The following is a 15,516-nucleotide window of genomic DNA, read 5'->3' on the forward strand; positions in this document are numbered from 1 at the left end:
GCGGGTGATCTTGGTGATGCGCGCGCCGATGGCCTTTGTCAGCACCTCCGCCTGCGGCCAGCCGGGGGTTTCGAGCACGATCTCATCCCCCGGCTGAAGGGTCTGCATGATCGCCAGATAATTCGCCTCAGCGGCCCCGGCAGTGATCAGCACATCTTCCTGCGTGCACCGCTCCGCCAGACCGGCGTTGGTCAGCACATGATCCCGCAATTCGGGAAGGCCCCGGAAATCCCGGTTGTTCCAGTCCAACGGCAGATCCGGGTCGAGATCGGACAGAAAATCTCCCAGCCGCGGGGATTCCGCGAGGGAGAAACCGACAACCGCTTCAGGCTCCGCTTCGGTCGTTTCCAGCAAATACTGGAACAGCGTGTGGATCTTGACTTTCAATCGCGGTCTCCTGCAACTCTCCCCCCGGGAGGACCAGTTACATGAATATGCAAGTTTCCCTGAAGGGCAAGCCCGTCCGGCTGGCCGTGCTGGACTACGGTCTTTTCGAAGTCCACGCAGGCCCACGGACCATCGGTATCTGTGGCTTCGTCGTGCAGACCGATGCCGGGGAAACCATCCTGATCGACACGGGCTTTCCGGAAAAATACGCTCGGGACGCCGCGGCCGCCACCGAAGAGGACGACCTGGGCAGCTTTGGCCGCGTCCTGTCCGTCACGCCGGAAAACCTGCCAGCGGCACAACTGGGCAAGCTGGGGCTGGCGAAGGACGATGTGACCCTCATGATCCAGAGCCACACCCACATAGACCACGTGGGCGACATGGCCGGGTTTCCCAATGCGCCGATCCTCATCTCCGCCGCGGAACGGGCGCTTCCTCGGCCGCTTTACTGGTCAGGCAAGCAGCCGATGGACTGGCCGGATGCCCGATATCACACCGTCGATGCGGACGTGACGTTGGGACCCGGGTTCGAGGTGCTGCATTGCCCCGGTCACGCGCCGGGCCAACTGGCCTTCATGGTCGATCTGCCCCAAACCGGTTGGGTGCTGCTGACGTCGGACGCGATCAGCCGCGCTTCTGAAATCGACGAAAAGTTCGCCGGCTCATGGGACGTGGCGCAGGCCATCCACCACGGGGACCGGCTGATGAAATTGGCGAATGAACGCGATGCCTTCGTGATCTTCGGTCACAGCCCGGAGCAATGGCCCGACCTCAGTAAAGCGCCGCATTGGTTCACCTGAGGCTCCTCAGCGTACATCCCGCCCCTGATTGAGGATGATGACGTTCCCGCTGGAAATATCCCCGGCAGAGGAAACGAGAAACCCGACCCAATCCGCAATCTCGCGTGCTTCCATCGCGCGACCATGGGGCATCTGCGCAATGGCACGGGCCAGAACCTCATCGCTCAACACACCGAAAAGCGGCGTTTCGGTCATCGCGGGAGCAAGCGAATTCACAGAGATCCGCGCGCTGGCGTACCGCCGCGCCAAATCCTTGGTCAGGTTGTCCAGCGCCGCCTTCGAAGCGCGGTAATGGGGCGGGTCGAAAACATCGAAATTATAGGCGCCGTTGGACGATATGTTGACGATCTTGCACACGCCGTCCCGCCCCTCCATCAGTTTGATCGCGCATTGGCAGCAATGAAATGCGGCCGAGAAGTTGAGTTTCATCTGGCGCTCGAACTCCTGCTCGGGGATTTCCGGGAATTCGGACATGAAGCAGGTGCCCGCATTGTTCACCAGCACATCCACGCCACCGTGATCCTTGCCGATCCGGTCGAAAGCCGCCGCGATTGCGCCCGCTTCCATCAGGTCGACCTCTATCGCCTGAAAGTTCGCTTCTGCCATATCCGCCAGACCGTCGGCATTCACGTCCAGCCCCATGACGTGGAGGCCGTCGTCGATCAGCCGCCGGGTTATCGCCCGGCCCATACCGCCCGCCGCACCCGTCACCACTGCTATTCTGTCCATCCGGTGCCCTCATCCCTTGGCCGCATTGACGCGGCGCCTCTGTCACTCGATAGATGTAAACGCACATATTTTACCGCGCAAGGAAACAGCATGCCCCCGCGACCCGCCCGGCGCATCACACAGACCTCTCCGAAGGATTTCGGCATGTACGCCAAGGCCGCCCGGCGCGGGGGCGACCTCATCCATCTCGAACTGGGGATGCCGGTGGAGGACACCCCAGCCCACATCAAGGAGGCGACCATTGCGGCCCTCAGAAGGGGAGAGGTACATTATTCCGACCTCCAGGGGCTGCCCGAACTGCGCGCGGCGCTCGCCCGCAAACTGCAAAGGCAGAACCTGATCGATGCATCGGCAGACGAGGTGCTGATCACGAACGGGCTGACGCAAGCCTCTTTCGCGGCCTTCATGGCTTACCTCGATGAAGGGGATGAGGTGCTCCTGCTCGGCCCCTATTATCCGCAGCACATCGGAAAGGCCGAACTTGCGGGCGCGCGCGTTGTCACCGCATCACTGGACCCGTCCGATGGCTTCAGCATTCGCCGCGCGGCGATAGAGCCGCATATCACCCCCGCCACCCGGGCCATTGCGCTAATAAATCCCTGCAATCCTACCGGCCGCGTCTACCGGAGGGAGGAGTTGGAGGTGATCGCCGAACTGGCGACCCGCCACGACCTGCTCGTGTTTTCGGACGAAGTGTACGAGGAGATCGTCTACGACGATGCACAGCATCTATCCATCGCGGCGCTGCCGGGCATGAAGGAGCGGACGATTTCCATGTTCGCCTTTACCAAGGCCTATGCGATGGACGGATGGCGGCTCGGCTATGTTGCGGCGGACGCGGCGCTGCTTGAACCCTTGCTCAAGATCACGGCGAACGAGGTGACGCACGTCAATACTTTCATCCAGTACGGCGCACTTGCAGCCGTTACCGGGCCGGGGGATGTCCTGGCCGGGATGGTCGCGCGCGACAGGGAGCGGCGCGATCTGGTGGTGGCAAGGCTCAACCAGATGCCCGGTGTCGTCTGCCCGAACGTCGAAGGGACCATTTACGCCTTTCCCGACATTTCGGGCACTGGGCCGACAGATCAGGACTGCGCCGACAGGCTGCTGGAGGAAACCGGCGTCGTTGTCGAAGCAGGCAGTTTCTACGGGGCCGCAGGCGCTGGCAGGCTGCGCGTCTGCTTCGGTTCAGCCGAACTTCCTCGCCTGACGGAGGCGATGGACAGGATGCAGGCGTTTTTCAACCGCCTATGACTTCAGAAAAAGGTGCTGCAGGGTCTCTGTCAGCCGGTCCACATGCCTGCGCTCGGTCATCGCCCCCGGGGACACCCGCAGGATCGGCCCGCGACAATCCACCAAGATCTCGCGCTCCGCCATCTGCTTCAGGATTGCCGTGGCGTCCGCACTTTCAGGCAGGCGGAACATCACGGAACCGCCGCGCCTTTCAATGTCGGGGGGGCTGGCAAGGCGCAGGGAGGTCTGCTCGGCCGCGGACAGGATTCGCGCCGTCATTTCACGGTTTGCGCGGATCAGATCGCCCTGCCGCTCTGCATGCCAGCGCAGGGCCGGAATGCTCCCCAGACAGGCCAGAACCGACGGCGTGCCGTGATCGAAACGCCGTGCGTCCGCGGCATAGGCGAAACCATTCAAGTCCCATGAGAACGGATTTTCCTGCGAAAACCAGCCGCGCAGTTCAGGTGCGCAGTCTTTCAGCAGTGAGGGATTGACCTGCAAAATCCCCGCCCCCGGTGTTCCGCAGAGCCATTTCAGCGAGGAACCCACTACGAAATCAACAGGCGTATCTTTGAGCGAAAAGGGCACGATTCCAACGCCCTGCGTGATATCAACACCGATCATGGATCCCTGTTTACGGCCATGTTCCAGCAATCGGGCCAGATCGCACCGATGCGATGATGTCGATGTCACGAAAGTCAGCAGCGCGAGGGCGACATCCCCGTCCCATGCCGCGATCATGTCTTCATCGCGCACCCAGAATTCGCCCTTGCGGATGGGAACTGTTCGCAGCTCGAAGCCAACCCGATTGGCCAGCCCGTTCAACAGGAAATGCAGGCTTGGAAAGCAATCCGCCGCGATCAGTAGGGCCTTGCCCCGCAGCCGATCCTCGGGAAGCGCGCCCAACAGGGAATAGAGCGCGGTGGTCACGTTCTCGGCACTGGTCAACGTGCCTTCGGGGGCGTCGATCAGGTTGCACCAATGGTGCAGGAACTCTTGCCGGGCCTCGAGCACACGGGGCCACTGGGCATCGTCCAGCGCCCCCCAGATGCCTGCGAACTGAGCGAGTGCCGCGCCCATTTCCTCGGCCTTGCGGGGGTATTGTCCAATGGAATGATAAAGGAAATATGCGGGATCTGTCATTCTGGGCCTTCAGTCTTTGAAGCGGACGCTAACGGGTTGCACCCCCCAAGTCCCGCTCAAAAACACTGTCTCGCTAACCCTGTTGCGCGCGCCACCCGGCGAGAGCGAAGAACCCCCCTGCCCGCCAAAACGTCCTAAAGCAGATCAACTTTCCGCGCCCTCGGAAGGCTGCTCATGGAACCGCTTTCAACAAGCGGCGTTAGGCCAACACAAGAAATTTACTTTTCGTCATGGGAGAAAGCGAATGTACGGAATCTTCTACCTCATTGGCCTCATCGTCATTGTTCTCGCCCTGTTGAACCTCATCGCCTGATACCAAGGAGGCTTGTCATGACTACATCCAACACGCCCAAATCAACCACGACGGACAACCTGTCCGACAAGGTTAAATCGACCGCAAGCAGCGCTTCCGAAAACCTGCGGAATACCGCGCAGGACGTGGCGCAGACCGTGTCGCACGAAGCGGCCAGCTATGCGGACCAGACCAAGGAAACCGCTGCCGATGAAGTGAAGAGCGTCTCTTCCGCGTTGCGGCATGCGGCGGACGACCTGCGCAGCGGCTCCCCGCAGGAGCGCACGTTCAGCCAGATCGCGGACGGTCTTGCCGACGCGTCCGAAGCGATCCGCGGCAAGGACCTCGGAGAGCTGGTGAACGACCTCAACAGCTTTGCCAAGCGAAACCCCGCGATCTTCCTCGGCAGCGCGGCCCTGATCGGTTTCGCCGCGACCCGCTTCGCGAAGGCTTCGTCCTCCACCTCCCGCGGTGGCGGCTACGGAAGCGACCGCGACCACAGCGAGATGGACCGCCCCGTTCCCAGTTCCCGCGCGCCGGTATCGGCGGCACCGGGTGGCGGAACGACCCGTCCCACCTCTTCCGCGACGACGCCCGCCGCAGGCGGCACATCGGGTGCCACCACATCTGCCGCAGGTTCGACCGGGGGCGTTGCTTCGCCCGCCGTCAAGACCGGCAGCGGCACAAAGACAGCCGGCGCCACCACATCTTCGCCCAAGACAGGAGACAAATCATGACCACTGAACCGCAAAAGTCGACAGGAAGCCTTCTGAACGAGGCTCTCACCCATGTCAGTTCTCTGGTCCGCAAGGAGGTCGATCTGGCACGCGCGGAGATCAACGAAAACCTGCATTCCGCCGGTGTTGCCATCGGCCTCATCGTGGGTGCCGTCGTCATCGCGCTGACTGCCCTGAACGTATTGAGCGCGGCCCTCGTCGCAGCGCTGACAGAAGCCGGTATCCCCGCTGGTTGGTCCGCCCTGATCGTGGGCGCCGTTCTGGGTATCATTGCCTATGTGATGATCGCCAAGGGCACCAGTGACCTGAAACTCAGAAGCCTTGCACCCACACGCACGGCACAGAATGTGAAGCGCGATGCGCAAGCCGTTAAGGAGGTTTACGATGACAAGTGATAATCGCAGTTCGAGAGAGATCGAACGGGAAATCGAGCGGGAACGCGCCGAGTTGACCGATACGCTGGACGACATTCAGGACCGGTTCTCGGTCGAAGGTCTGGCCCGCCAGTTCACCGACCAGTTCCGCGAACATGGCGGCGACATCGGGCGCTCCCTGTCGGAATCGGTCAAGCGCAACCCGATGGCGCTGGCGCTGACCGGCGTTGGTCTTGCATGGATGGTGTTCGGTGATCGGACGACGGCGCGCGACCCCTACCGTGACCCCTATATCGACCGTAATCGGGACCCCTACGACGCTGACCGGCGCCTTGCGGCAGCGGAGCGTCGCTATGCCCCCAGTTCGTCGGTCGATGCGGCAGACCATACCTATCGTGGGCGTAGCCTCGGTGCGCAGCCGGGCAATCCCGCGCGGCCCTATTATAGCGGTCGTCGGAGCATGGCGAACGAACCGTCCTGGGCCCGTGATCCGGACCATGATGATTACGACAACGACAACGGGATGCTCGACAGCGCGAAATCCGCGGCCAGCAGCGCCGGTGACAGCGTGTCCAGCGCCGCATCCTCGGCGGCTGACAAGGCGCGGTCCGCCGGATCCTCGGCAGCCGATACCGCACGCGGCGTCGGTTCCTCCGCCGCCGACAAGGCGCGGGGCGTGGGCTCGTCCGTTTCCAGCGGGCTTCACAGCGCGCGGGATCGGGTCAGCGACACGGCCAGTTCCGCAGCTGAAGGGGCGCGCAACACCGCGCACAACGTCTCCGACCGGGTGCGGGGCACGGCACGCTCTGCCTCCGAATGGGCGGCGGAACGCCGCCGTCGTTTGGCAGAGGGTACCGAACACCTCAGCGAAGAGGCTCGCAACCGGGTCATCGCGGCGCGCGAACGTGCCGTCGAAGCCCGGGATCAAGCTGCCGTCTATGCACGCCGTGGCCGTGAACAGGCTGTTGATCTGTTCGAAGACCACCCCCTGATCGCCGGCGCATTGGCCGTTGCAGTCGGTGCGGCACTGGGTGCCGCCCTTCCGCGCAGCCGGACCGAAGACAAGTACCTGGGCGAGCATAGCGACCACCTGTTCGACGAAGCCGAACGCATCTACCGCGAAGAGCGGGAGAAGCTCGGCAAGGTGGCCGAAGCCGCGACCGATGAGGCGAAAAAAATCGCCAAAGAGGTCAAGGATGACGCGGATGAGAAGGCGCCTGCCGACACAGCCGCCAAGGCCGTCGCCGACAAGGCCAAGAAGTCAGGTCAGCGGATCGCCGATGCGGCGCAGTCCGAAGCTGAAAAGCAGGATCTCGGAAAGCCGAAGTCCAAAAGCTGATCCCCGCTGAAGTCAGTGAGCGAGCCCGCCCCTTGCCGAAGGGGCGGGCTCTTTTGCGTTTACAGGCAGGGATCAAGGGAAAAACTGCAATTTTCGGGTGAATATACAGACGGGCTATTGTATGCCCCCTTTCCAACGACCCCGAACCGATCGGTAGGAAATGGATAGCTGCCTCGTCAATCGCCTCAGCCATTATGTGGATCTGACCCAGCGTGAATGTGACTTCATCGAAAAGATCGAGATGGATCGTCAGTTCGTCAAGAAAGGCGACATCCTTCACGGGCCCGGCGACAACATCGGCATCATTCACATCCTGAACGAAGGCTGGGCCTGCGCCACTGGTCACACGATGACCGAAAAGTCTCATAAGTTCCGGGTCTACCTCCCCGGCGAGGTCATCGGCATAGCCGAGTTGGGACTTTCGCAGGCACATCACACCATCGCCATGCAGACGGATGGCGTACTTTGCCCCTTCCCCCGCAGCGGATTGGCGGAAATGCTGCAGGATTTCCCCCGGCTTTCGGCGCTCATGCTGGCGATCTCGGCGCTCGATCAGGTGGCCCTGCGGGAACATGCGGTAACATTGGCCGCCATGGATGCCGAAGGGCGTTTGAAGCATTTCCTGCTACAACTCAGGGCGCGGCTGCACGTGGCGAACGTGGGTCTCGGCAATCGCATCCGGGTCCCTTTCAGCCAGGCCGAGCTGGGCGAGCTTGTGGGTCTCACGCCGATCTACGTTAATCGGCTGCTGCGTCGCTGGGTCGAGACCGGCGAGCTTTCGATCGACCGGCCCTATTTCCGTCTGCAGAACCGGGAAAAGTGGGAAAAGGAACTGGGTTTCATCAGCCCCTTCGACAACATGGACACCAGCTGGTTCCCCCATACATGAGGGTCCCCCGCGCTAGAGCAGCGCGGTCAGGTCCGCCATCGCGCCCCGGTAGGCCTGCGCCACCGCATCGCGGGCAATGTGCCTGCCTTCGCTGACGCAATGCCGCCCCGCAGACCAAAGATCGGTTACCACATTGTCAGAGGCTGCAAAGGCCAGACCATCCAACAGTTGATCCGCTGACAATGCGCATAGCGCAGGGTGATCCCCGTCGATCGCCACAAGATCGGCGAGGCGGCCCTCTGCGATTGACCCGGCATTCCGCCCCAGCGCCCGCGCGCCGCCTTCCGCTGCCGTCCGGTAAAGACAATCCCCGACCGATCCCTGCCCGCGCACCATCACATTGCGCGACAGATCCCGCAGGCGCTGGGAATATTCCAACATGCGCAGTTCCTCGCAGAGCGATATGCGGACGTTGCTATCCGACCCGATCCCGAAAAGACCGCCCGCTTCCAGAAAAGCGGGTCCGTTGAAAGGACCGTCGCCAAGGTTCGCTTCGGTAATGGGGCAAAGTCCTGCGACCGCGCCGGACTTCGCCAATCCTTCCGTTTCTGCCTGCGTCATGTGGGTGGCGTGTATCAGGCACCAGCGATCATCTGCCCCCACCTCATGCAGCAGCCATTCCACCGGGCGGGCGCCCAGCCAGTCCGTGACGTCCCGCACCTCCTTCGGCTGTTCGGCTGCGTGGATATGCAAGGGCCCTTCAGGCAGGGCCGCGATTAGCTTCTGCAAATCTTCCGGCGCCGTCGCGCGGAGGGAATGGGGCGCGACGCCGATACGCGCATCAAAGGATGTCTGGGCAACAATGTCGCCGGCAGCCACATGCAGGTTCAGGAACCTGTCCACATCATTGCCGAACCTGCGCTGCCCTTCTGACAGAGCGACCCGCCCGGCCCCGCCATAGGTATAAAGCACCGGCAGCAGCGTCAGTCCGATGCCAGTGCGTTCAGCGGCAGCGCATATCCGCCCGGACAGTTCCGCGATTTCCGCGTAGGGCGCGCCATCCGGTCCGTGATGGAGGTAATGGAACTCCCCGACGCCGGCATATCCCGCCTCCTGCATCTCGACGAATACCTGTGCCGCGATGGCCTCTATATGGTCAGGCGTCAGATGACGGGTGAAGCGGTACATCAGGTCACGCCATGTCCAGAAACTGTCCTTCCCGGGCTGGCGCCGTTCGGTCATGCCCGCCATGGCGCGCTGAAAACTATGCGAATGAAGGTTCGACATCGCGGGCAACAGGGTGCCGACGCTGACGTCCTCCGGGCCTTTCTCCACCCCCACCGTGATTGCGGAAATGCACCCGTCGAAAAGAGAGACCCGTACGTCTTCTGCCCAGCCGGTCGCCAGCAAAGCTTGTTTCGCAAGAATCCGCATGTCGTGGCCTCCAATTTTATGTCTATACATATAGATTGATCAGGTATACAAGAAAAGCGAAATCTCACAGTGCCGGATCGTGACATGACAGACAGGACAGATGTGCTGACAGGCTTGCGGGCTGCCACCATGGCGGCAGGTGCGGCGCCCTACGGCCTGATCGATGATGCCGCCATTGTTCTGGCGGACGGGATGATCGACTGGATCGGTCCCCGCGCCGAACTGCCCGCCAGCTACATGGGGCAGAAGCACCATGATTTCGAAGGCCGTTTGGTCACCCCGGCGCTGATCGACTGCCACACCCATATCGTGCACGGGGGCAACCGCGCGGCCGAGTTCGAAGCACGTCTGAACGGCGCAACCTACGAAGAAATCGCCCGCAGCGGCGGCGGAATCGTCTCGACCGTCGCGGCGACCCGGGCGGCGTCCGAAGGCGCATTGCTGGCCTCCGCCCTGCCCCGGGTCGATGCCCTGATCGCGGAAGGCGTCGGCACGATAGAGATCAAATCGGGCTATGGGCTGGATGTTGAAACCGAATTGCGCATGCTGCGTGCTGCTCGGACAGTGGCAGAGACGCGCCCGATCCGGGTCCGCACCAGCTTTCTCGGCGCGCATGCCACCCCGCCCGAATGGCAGGACGACAAGGACGGCTACATCGATCAGGTCTGCATCCCCGCGCTCCGCGCCGCCCATGCCGAAGGGCTGGTGGATGCCGTGGACGGTTTCTGCGAAGGCATCGCATTCTCTCCCGAACAGATCGCCCGGGTTTTCGACGCGGCACAGGCTCTCGGCCTTCAGGTCAAGCTCCATGCCGAGCAACTGTCGAACCTTGGCGGCGCGGTGCTCGCCGCCTCCTACGGGGCACTCTCGGCGGATCATCTGGAGCATCTGGATGCGCCGGGCATCGCAGCACTCGCTCATAGTGGCACGACGGCCGTCATTCTGCCCGGCGCCTACTACACGTTACGGGAAACACAGGCGCCCCCCGTCGCAGGCCTGCGCGACGCGGGCGTACCGATGGCGCTCGCGACGGACGCGAACCCCGGCTCTTCGCCCCTGACCTCTCTGCTGCTGGCAATGAACATGGGCTGCACGCTGTTCCGCATGACGCCCGATGAAGCGATGCGCGGCGTTACGGTCCATGCCGCCCGGGCCCTCGGCCTCGATGACTGCGGGGTGCTTGCGCCCGGCAAGCGCGCGGAGCTCGCGGTCTGGGATATCGAGCACCCCGCCGAACTGGCCTACCGCATGGGCTTCAATCCACTTCACCGACGCATCATCGGACGACCTTCATGACAACACTGACGCTTACTCCCGGCAAGGTCACGCTCGCCGATCTCCACGAACTGTTTCATCAGAACGCGGCCCTGAAACTCGATCCCGCCTGTCATGCGGGCATCGAACAGGCGCAGGCACGGATCGCAAACGCCGCAGCGGGGCAGACCGCTGTCTACGGCGTGAATACCGGTTTCGGCAAACTCGCCAGCGTCAAGATCGCCCCCAAGGATACCGCGACGCTGCAGCGCAACCTGATCCTGTCGCACTGCTGCGGCGTGGGGGAGCCGATTCCGCGTTCCCACGCACGTCTGATGATGGCGCTCAAACTGCTCAGCCTCGGTCGGGGCGCATCCGGTGTGCGGATGGAGCTTATCACCCTGCTGGAGGGCATGCTGGCCAAAGGCGTCACGCCCGTCATCCCGGTGCAGGGTTCCGTCGGCGCATCGGGCGATCTTGCCCCCCTAGCCCATATGGCTGCCGTCATGATGGGCGAAGGCGAAGCCGAGTTCGACGGCGCCACCCTGTCGGGGGCCGAGGCGTTGCGCCGCGCGGGGCTCGCGCCCGTCGAGTTCGGGGCGAAGGAAGGGCTGGCCCTGATCAACGGCACCCAGTTTTCCACGGCCTTCGCCCTCGTCGGGCTTTTCGGGGCATGGCGGGCGCTGCAAAACGCGCTCATCACCTCTGCCCTTTCGACGGATGCGATCATGGGGTCCACGGCGCCCCTCCAGCCGGAAATCCATGACCTTCGCGGGCACCGCGGACAGATCGAGGCCGCAGCCACCATGCGCGACCTGCTGGACGGGTCCGAAATTCGTGAAAGCCACCGTGAAGGGGACCAACGCGTACAGGACCCATATTGCATTCGCTGCCAACCACAGGTGGCCGGGGCCGCGATGGACGTCCTGCGCCAAGCCGCCCGCACGTTGGAGATCGAAGCGAACGCCGCGACGGACAATCCGCTGGTACTGGCCGAAGCGGACCTGATCGTGTCGGGCGGGAATTTCCACGCAGAGCCGGTGGGATTTGCGGCAGACACCATCGCGCTGGCCTTGGCAGAGATCGGCGCCATTGCCCAGCGCCGGATCGCGCTGATTGTCGACCCTACGCTGAACCACGACCTGCCCCCCTTCCTGACGCCCGATCCCGGTCTGAATTCCGGCTACATGATCGCCGAAGTGACCACCGCGGCACTGATGAGCGAAAACAAGCATCTCGCCAATCCTTGCGTCACCGACAGCACACCCACCTCCGCCAATCAGGAGGACCACGTCAGCATGGCCGCCCATGGGGCCGTGCGGCTCGGTCGCATGGTTGCCAACCTGGAACGCATATTGGGGGTCGAATTGCTTTGTGCGGCGCAAGGCGTCGATTTCCGCGCCCCCCTGAAGACCAGCGCGCCGCTGAGCGCGGTGCTGGATGCCGTGCGCCAGCGCATCCCCGGCCTGTCCGAGGATCGTTACCTCGCCCCCGATCTGGAAGCTGCAGGGCAGCTCATCCGCTCCGGCACGATCATCGAAGCCTCGGCGACCACAATGCCTGAGGTTTCACCATGACCCCCGTGGAAGTCACCCGCGGCGACGGGCCGATCGTGCTGGGGATGCCCCATACCGGGACGGATCTGCCGCCCGAGGTTCACGCAGCCCTGAACCAGCGGGGTCGCGCGCTTGCCGATACCGACTGGCATATCGACCGGCTCTACCAAGGGCTTCTCGATGGGGCGACGACCGTGCGGGCGACGTTTCACCGCTATGTCATCGATGCAAACCGCGACCCTTCGGGCCAGACGCTCTATCCCGGGCAGAATACCACCGGGTTGATCCCGCTGACGGATTTCGATGACAACGCCATCTGGGAAACCCCGCCCTCCCCCGCCGATACCGAAACACGGCTCAAAAGCTTCCACGCCCCCTACCACGCCGCGCTGGAGGAGGAACTGGACCGGGTGCGCAAGAAGCACGGCATTGCGATCCTCTATGATTGCCATTCGATCAGGAGCGAGATCCCGTTTCTCTTCGACGGCACCCTGCCTGATTTCAACATCGGTACGAACGATGGCCGCACCTGCGCGCGGGCGCTCGAAACCGCAGCATATGGCCTTTGCCGCGCGGAGGACGGCTACACCTCCGTTCTCAACGGGCGCTTCAAGGGGGGCTGGACGACGCGGCACTATGGGCGACCTGCCAAGGGGGTCCACGCCATACAGATGGAGCTTGCGCAGTCCGCCTACCTGAACGCCGAAGCGCCGCCCTGGGAATACGACCCTGCCAAGGCCCAGCGCCTGCGCCGCCCGCTCGCCCGCCTGCTCGGCAAACTCGCCCACATCGCCCTCGACGGAGACCTAAAATGACCGATTCCCGCAAGAACACCCGAGATATCTTTCCCGCCACCGGGTCCGAGATCACCGCCAAAAGCTGGCTGACCGAAGCGCCCATGCGGATGCTGATGAACAACCTGCATCCGGACGTGGCCGAAAACCCCCATGAACTCGTCGTCTATGGCGGGATCGGGCGGGCCGCCCGGACGTGGAAGGATTTCGACGCCATCGTGGCAAGCCTGAATTCGCTGGAAGAGGACCAGACGCTGCTCGTTCAATCAGGCAAACCGGTGGGGATCTTCCGCACCCACAAGGATGCGCCGCGCGTGCTCATCGCGAATTCCAACCTCGTGCCCCATTGGGCGAACTGGAGCCACTTCAACGAACTCGACCGCAAGGGGTTGGCGATGTACGGCCAGATGACTGCCGGATCGTGGATCTACATCGGCAGTCAGGGCATTGTTCAGGGAACCTACGAAACCTTTGTCGAAGCTGGGCGGCAGCACTATGGCGGTGACCTCATCGGCAAATGGATCCTGACCGGGGGGCTTGGCGGCATGGGCGGGGCGCAGCCGCTCGCCGCGGTGATGGCCGGGGCCTGTTGCCTCGCGGTGGAATGCAACGCCGAAAGCATCGATTTTCGCCTGCGGACCCGATACCTCGACGAAAAGGCCGAAACACTGGACGAAGCCTTGGAGAAGATCGAGCGCTGGACAAAGGCGGGCGAAGCGAAATCCGTGGGCCTCTTGGGCAATGCTGCCGATGTCTTTCCCGAACTCGTCCAGCGGATGAAAAACGGCGGCCCCCGGCCAGATATCGTCACCGACCAGACCAGCGCCCATGACCCGATCAACGGCTATCTTCCTCAAGGGTGGAGCATGGCCGAATGGCGCGCCGCGCGAGAGGCTGAACCGGCAAAGGTGGAAAAGGCCGCCCGCGCCAGCATGAAAACCCATGTGGCAGCCATGGTGGATTTCTGGAACGCCGGGGTTCCGACCCTCGACTATGGCAACAACATCCGGCAGGTGGCGCAGGACGAAGGCCTCGAAGATGCCTTCGCCTTCCCCGGCTTTGTGCCCGCCTATATCCGGCCCCTGTTCTGCCGGGGCATCGGCCCTTTCCGCTGGTGCGCGCTTTCGGGTGACCCGGAGGATATCTACAAGACCGACGCCAAGGTGAAGGAACTGGTGGACGATCCGCACCTGCATAATTGGCTGGATATGGCGCGCGACAGGATCAGCTTTCAGGGCCTACCCGCGCGCATTTGCTGGGTCGGGCTGGGCGTGCGGCACAAGCTTGGCCTCGCCTTCAACGAAATGGTGCGAACGGGCGAGCTTTCGGCCCCCGTGGTGATCGGTCGCGATCACCTCGATTCAGGTTCCGTCGCGTCGCCCAACCGCGAAACCGAAGCGATGAAGGACGGCAGCGACGCGGTTTCAGACTGGCCCCTGCTGAACGCGTTGCTCAACACGGCGTCTGGCGCGACCTGGGTGTCACTGCACCATGGCGGCGGCGTGGGCATGGGCTTTTCGCAGCATTCCGGAATGGTGATCTGCTGCGACGGCACAGAGGACGCCGATCGCCGCATCGCCAATGTGCTCTGGAACGACCCGGCCACCGGGGTGATGCGCCATGCCGATGCCGGCTACGAAGACGCGCTCGACTGCGCGCGGGAGCATGGGTTGGATCTGCCGGGTATTCTGGGCTGACGTTCGATCAGTAGCGCGTCGTCATCCGGTACCCTTCCCGGTAGGTCAGCCGGACGAAGGTGATGGCTTGCTCTTCCCACCATGTCGAGCGTTCCGCCTGAAAGAGCGGGGCGCCTTCCGCGCAATCCAGGTGGGCGGCCAGAACTCTATCCGCCGCCGTGGAGCGAAAGCTCATCTCCACCGTGGAGAACGGAACGGCAGCGACAAGCCATTCGTTCGGACCTACCGCACTGAAGTCGGCTGTCCGGGCTGCCGGAAGTACGGAGATATCGATCCAGCGATCTTCGTGCTGATAGGGCGTGTGGTCGGCATAGTGCATACACTCGACGTGCAAAACACTCTCCCCCCGTGAGACGCCGAGCCGACCGCAGAGCCAATCCGGTACATTGACCTCGTCGCGCGAAAGAAGGGCATAGCGATAGGTGGCCCCGATGGCTTCGACTTCCTTGCGGATGATCGGGATATCGAAACGGGCCTGCCGCATGGGGGCCATGCGCACGCGCGTTCCCGCCTTGCGCCGCCGCTCCACGATCCCGTCGTCCGCCAGTTCGCGCATCGCCCGGTTCACCGTGGCGCGCGCACAGCCATGCTGTTCCGCGAGTTCGACTTCGCCGGGCAAAAGGCTACCGGGCGGCCAATACCCCTGCACGATGCGTTGCAGGATATCCGCCTTCAGCTCCTTGTACCCGATCGCCATTCCGATGCTTCGCCTCTGCCACGCAATCTGATGCAAAAGGTACAGACATAAAGTGGATATATCTAGGCAAAAGGGAAGGGCCCTCAGGCGCAGATCGGTCCCTGCACCAGCCAGAGCAACCAGAAAGACATCGCCAAGAAGGGCCCGAAGGGCATGGCCCGGTCCCAGGGAGGCCCCCGCAGGAGCGCATAACCCAGCGCGGTAGCCGCCGAAATCAGCAC

The 15,516-nt window shown here is 63.1% G+C and carries 15 protein-coding genes; 10 read left to right on the forward strand and 5 right to left on the reverse strand.

The window, feature by feature from the left end:
- On the reverse strand, positions 1-387 hold a 387-nt coding region (locus A3764_RS03045), incomplete at its 3' end, for an aminotransferase class I/II-fold pyridoxal phosphate-dependent enzyme (protein WP_150122060.1).
- 41 nt (positions 388-428) lie between these two features.
- Between A3764_RS03045 and A3764_RS03050 the strand changes: the two genes are divergently transcribed.
- A complete protein-coding gene (locus A3764_RS03050; protein WP_067921855.1) occupies positions 429-1,187 on the forward strand; it encodes an N-acyl homoserine lactonase family protein in 759 nt (252 codons plus the stop codon).
- Between the two features lie 6 nt (positions 1,188-1,193).
- Here A3764_RS03050 and A3764_RS03055 read toward each other — a convergent pair whose 3' ends face one another.
- Complete coding sequence (locus A3764_RS03055; protein WP_082850945.1) at positions 1,194-1,916, reverse strand: SDR family NAD(P)-dependent oxidoreductase; 723 nt, start codon at positions 1,914-1,916, stop codon at positions 1,194-1,196.
- 90 nt (positions 1,917-2,006) lie between these two features.
- On the opposite strand from A3764_RS03055, the gene A3764_RS03060 reads away from it, so the two are divergent.
- The gene (locus A3764_RS03060) at positions 2,007-3,170 is read left to right on the forward strand and encodes a pyridoxal phosphate-dependent aminotransferase (protein WP_067921858.1); all 1,164 of its coding nucleotides are present in this window, start codon (positions 2,007-2,009) and stop codon (positions 3,168-3,170) included.
- On the opposite strand, the gene A3764_RS03065 is transcribed toward A3764_RS03060, so the two are convergent.
- On the reverse strand, positions 3,165-4,292 hold the full coding sequence (locus A3764_RS03065) for an aminotransferase class V-fold PLP-dependent enzyme (RefSeq protein WP_067921861.1): 1,128 nt from the start codon (positions 4,290-4,292) through the stop codon (positions 3,165-3,167). The genes A3764_RS03060 and A3764_RS03065 overlap by 6 nt on opposite strands.
- 330 nt (positions 4,293-4,622) lie before the next feature.
- Between A3764_RS03065 and A3764_RS03070 the strand changes: the two genes are divergently transcribed.
- The 4 genes from A3764_RS03070 to A3764_RS03085 all read left to right on the forward strand — a co-directional run bounded on the left by A3764_RS03070 (position 4,623) and on the right by A3764_RS03085 (position 7,923).
- Positions 4,623-5,321, forward strand: coding sequence for a hypothetical protein (locus A3764_RS03070; RefSeq protein ID WP_067951152.1), 699 nt, complete (start codon positions 4,623-4,625; stop codon positions 5,319-5,321).
- The gene (locus tag A3764_RS03075) at positions 5,318-5,716 is read left to right on the forward strand and encodes a phage holin family protein (RefSeq protein WP_067919475.1); all 399 of its coding nucleotides are present in this window, start codon (positions 5,318-5,320) and stop codon (positions 5,714-5,716) included. The genes A3764_RS03070 and A3764_RS03075 overlap by 4 nt, the downstream gene beginning before the upstream one ends.
- A complete protein-coding gene (locus tag A3764_RS03080) occupies positions 5,706-7,034 on the forward strand; it encodes a DUF3618 domain-containing protein (RefSeq protein WP_067919473.1) in 1,329 nt (442 codons plus the stop codon). The genes A3764_RS03075 and A3764_RS03080 overlap by 11 nt, the downstream gene beginning before the upstream one ends.
- A gap of 160 nt (positions 7,035-7,194) precedes the next feature.
- Complete coding sequence (locus A3764_RS03085) at positions 7,195-7,923, forward strand: Crp/Fnr family transcriptional regulator (protein ID WP_067919471.1); 729 nt, start codon at positions 7,195-7,197, stop codon at positions 7,921-7,923.
- Positions 7,924-7,935: 12 nt separating this feature from the next.
- Here the strand turns inward: A3764_RS03085 and A3764_RS03090 are convergent, their stop codons facing one another.
- Positions 7,936-9,297 carry a formimidoylglutamate deiminase gene (locus tag A3764_RS03090; RefSeq protein ID WP_067919469.1) on the reverse strand — a complete coding sequence of 454 codons (1,362 nt, stop codon included), beginning with the start codon at positions 9,295-9,297 and terminating at the stop codon, positions 7,936-7,938.
- Between the two features lie 84 nt (positions 9,298-9,381).
- On the opposite strand from A3764_RS03090, the gene hutI reads away from it, so the two are divergent.
- Genes hutI through hutU form a run of 4 tightly spaced genes read left to right on the forward strand, consistent with a single transcriptional unit; the run spans position 9,382 to position 14,598 of the window.
- Positions 9,382-10,593 (forward strand): imidazolonepropionase, encoded by a 1,212-nt coding sequence (gene hutI / locus A3764_RS03095; RefSeq protein WP_067919467.1) that lies wholly within the window; start codon positions 9,382-9,384, stop codon positions 10,591-10,593.
- Positions 10,590-12,128: a histidine ammonia-lyase gene (hutH, locus tag A3764_RS03100; protein ID WP_067919465.1), complete on the forward strand. Its 1,539-nt coding sequence runs from the start codon at positions 10,590-10,592 to the stop codon at positions 12,126-12,128. Before hutI ends, hutH begins: the two co-directional genes overlap by 4 nt.
- Positions 12,125-12,922, forward strand: coding sequence for an N-formylglutamate deformylase (hutG, locus tag A3764_RS03105; RefSeq protein WP_067951153.1), 798 nt, complete (start codon positions 12,125-12,127; stop codon positions 12,920-12,922). The genes hutH and hutG overlap by 4 nt, the downstream gene beginning before the upstream one ends.
- Positions 12,919-14,598 (forward strand): urocanate hydratase, encoded by a 1,680-nt coding sequence (gene hutU / locus A3764_RS03110; RefSeq protein WP_067922672.1) that lies wholly within the window; start codon positions 12,919-12,921, stop codon positions 14,596-14,598. Before hutG ends, hutU begins: the two co-directional genes overlap by 4 nt.
- A 7-nt stretch (positions 14,599-14,605) precedes the next feature.
- On the opposite strand, the gene A3764_RS03115 is transcribed toward hutU, so the two are convergent.
- Positions 14,606-15,295, reverse strand: coding sequence for a GntR family transcriptional regulator (locus tag A3764_RS03115; RefSeq protein ID WP_067922675.1), 690 nt, complete (start codon positions 15,293-15,295; stop codon positions 14,606-14,608).
- Positions 15,296-15,516: the final 221 nt, after the last annotated feature.

It is taken from the genome of Sulfitobacter sp. HI0129, assembly GCF_001635395.1.
Classification (GTDB): Bacteria; Pseudomonadota; Alphaproteobacteria; order Rhodobacterales; family Rhodobacteraceae; genus Sulfitobacter.

Coding starts and splice junctions, on each gene's coding strand:
- A3764_RS03050 (WP_067921855.1), top strand. CDS start 429: ATGAATATGCAAGTTTCCCTGAAGGGCAAGCCCGTCCGGCTGGCCGTG.
- A3764_RS03055 (WP_082850945.1), bottom strand. CDS start 1,916: ATGGACAGAATAGCAGTGGTGACGGGTGCGGCGGGCGGTATGGGCCGG.
- A3764_RS03060 (WP_067921858.1), top strand. CDS start 2,007: ATGCCCCCGCGACCCGCCCGGCGCATCACACAGACCTCTCCGAAGGAT.
- A3764_RS03065 (WP_067921861.1), bottom strand. CDS start 4,292: ATGACAGATCCCGCATATTTCCTTTATCATTCCATTGGACAATACCCC.
- A3764_RS03070 (WP_067951152.1), top strand. CDS start 4,623: ATGACTACATCCAACACGCCCAAATCAACCACGACGGACAACCTGTCC.
- A3764_RS03075 (WP_067919475.1), top strand. CDS start 5,318: ATGACCACTGAACCGCAAAAGTCGACAGGAAGCCTTCTGAACGAGGCT.
- A3764_RS03080 (WP_067919473.1), top strand. CDS start 5,706: ATGACAAGTGATAATCGCAGTTCGAGAGAGATCGAACGGGAAATCGAG.
- A3764_RS03085 (WP_067919471.1), top strand. CDS start 7,195: ATGGATAGCTGCCTCGTCAATCGCCTCAGCCATTATGTGGATCTGACC.
- A3764_RS03090 (WP_067919469.1), bottom strand. CDS start 9,297: ATGCGGATTCTTGCGAAACAAGCTTTGCTGGCGACCGGCTGGGCAGAA.
- hutI (WP_067919467.1), top strand. CDS start 9,382: ATGACAGACAGGACAGATGTGCTGACAGGCTTGCGGGCTGCCACCATG.
- hutH (WP_067919465.1), top strand. CDS start 10,590: ATGACAACACTGACGCTTACTCCCGGCAAGGTCACGCTCGCCGATCTC.
- hutG (WP_067951153.1), top strand. CDS start 12,125: ATGACCCCCGTGGAAGTCACCCGCGGCGACGGGCCGATCGTGCTGGGG.
- hutU (WP_067922672.1), top strand. CDS start 12,919: ATGACCGATTCCCGCAAGAACACCCGAGATATCTTTCCCGCCACCGGG.
- A3764_RS03115 (WP_067922675.1), bottom strand. CDS start 15,295: ATGGCGATCGGGTACAAGGAGCTGAAGGCGGATATCCTGCAACGCATC.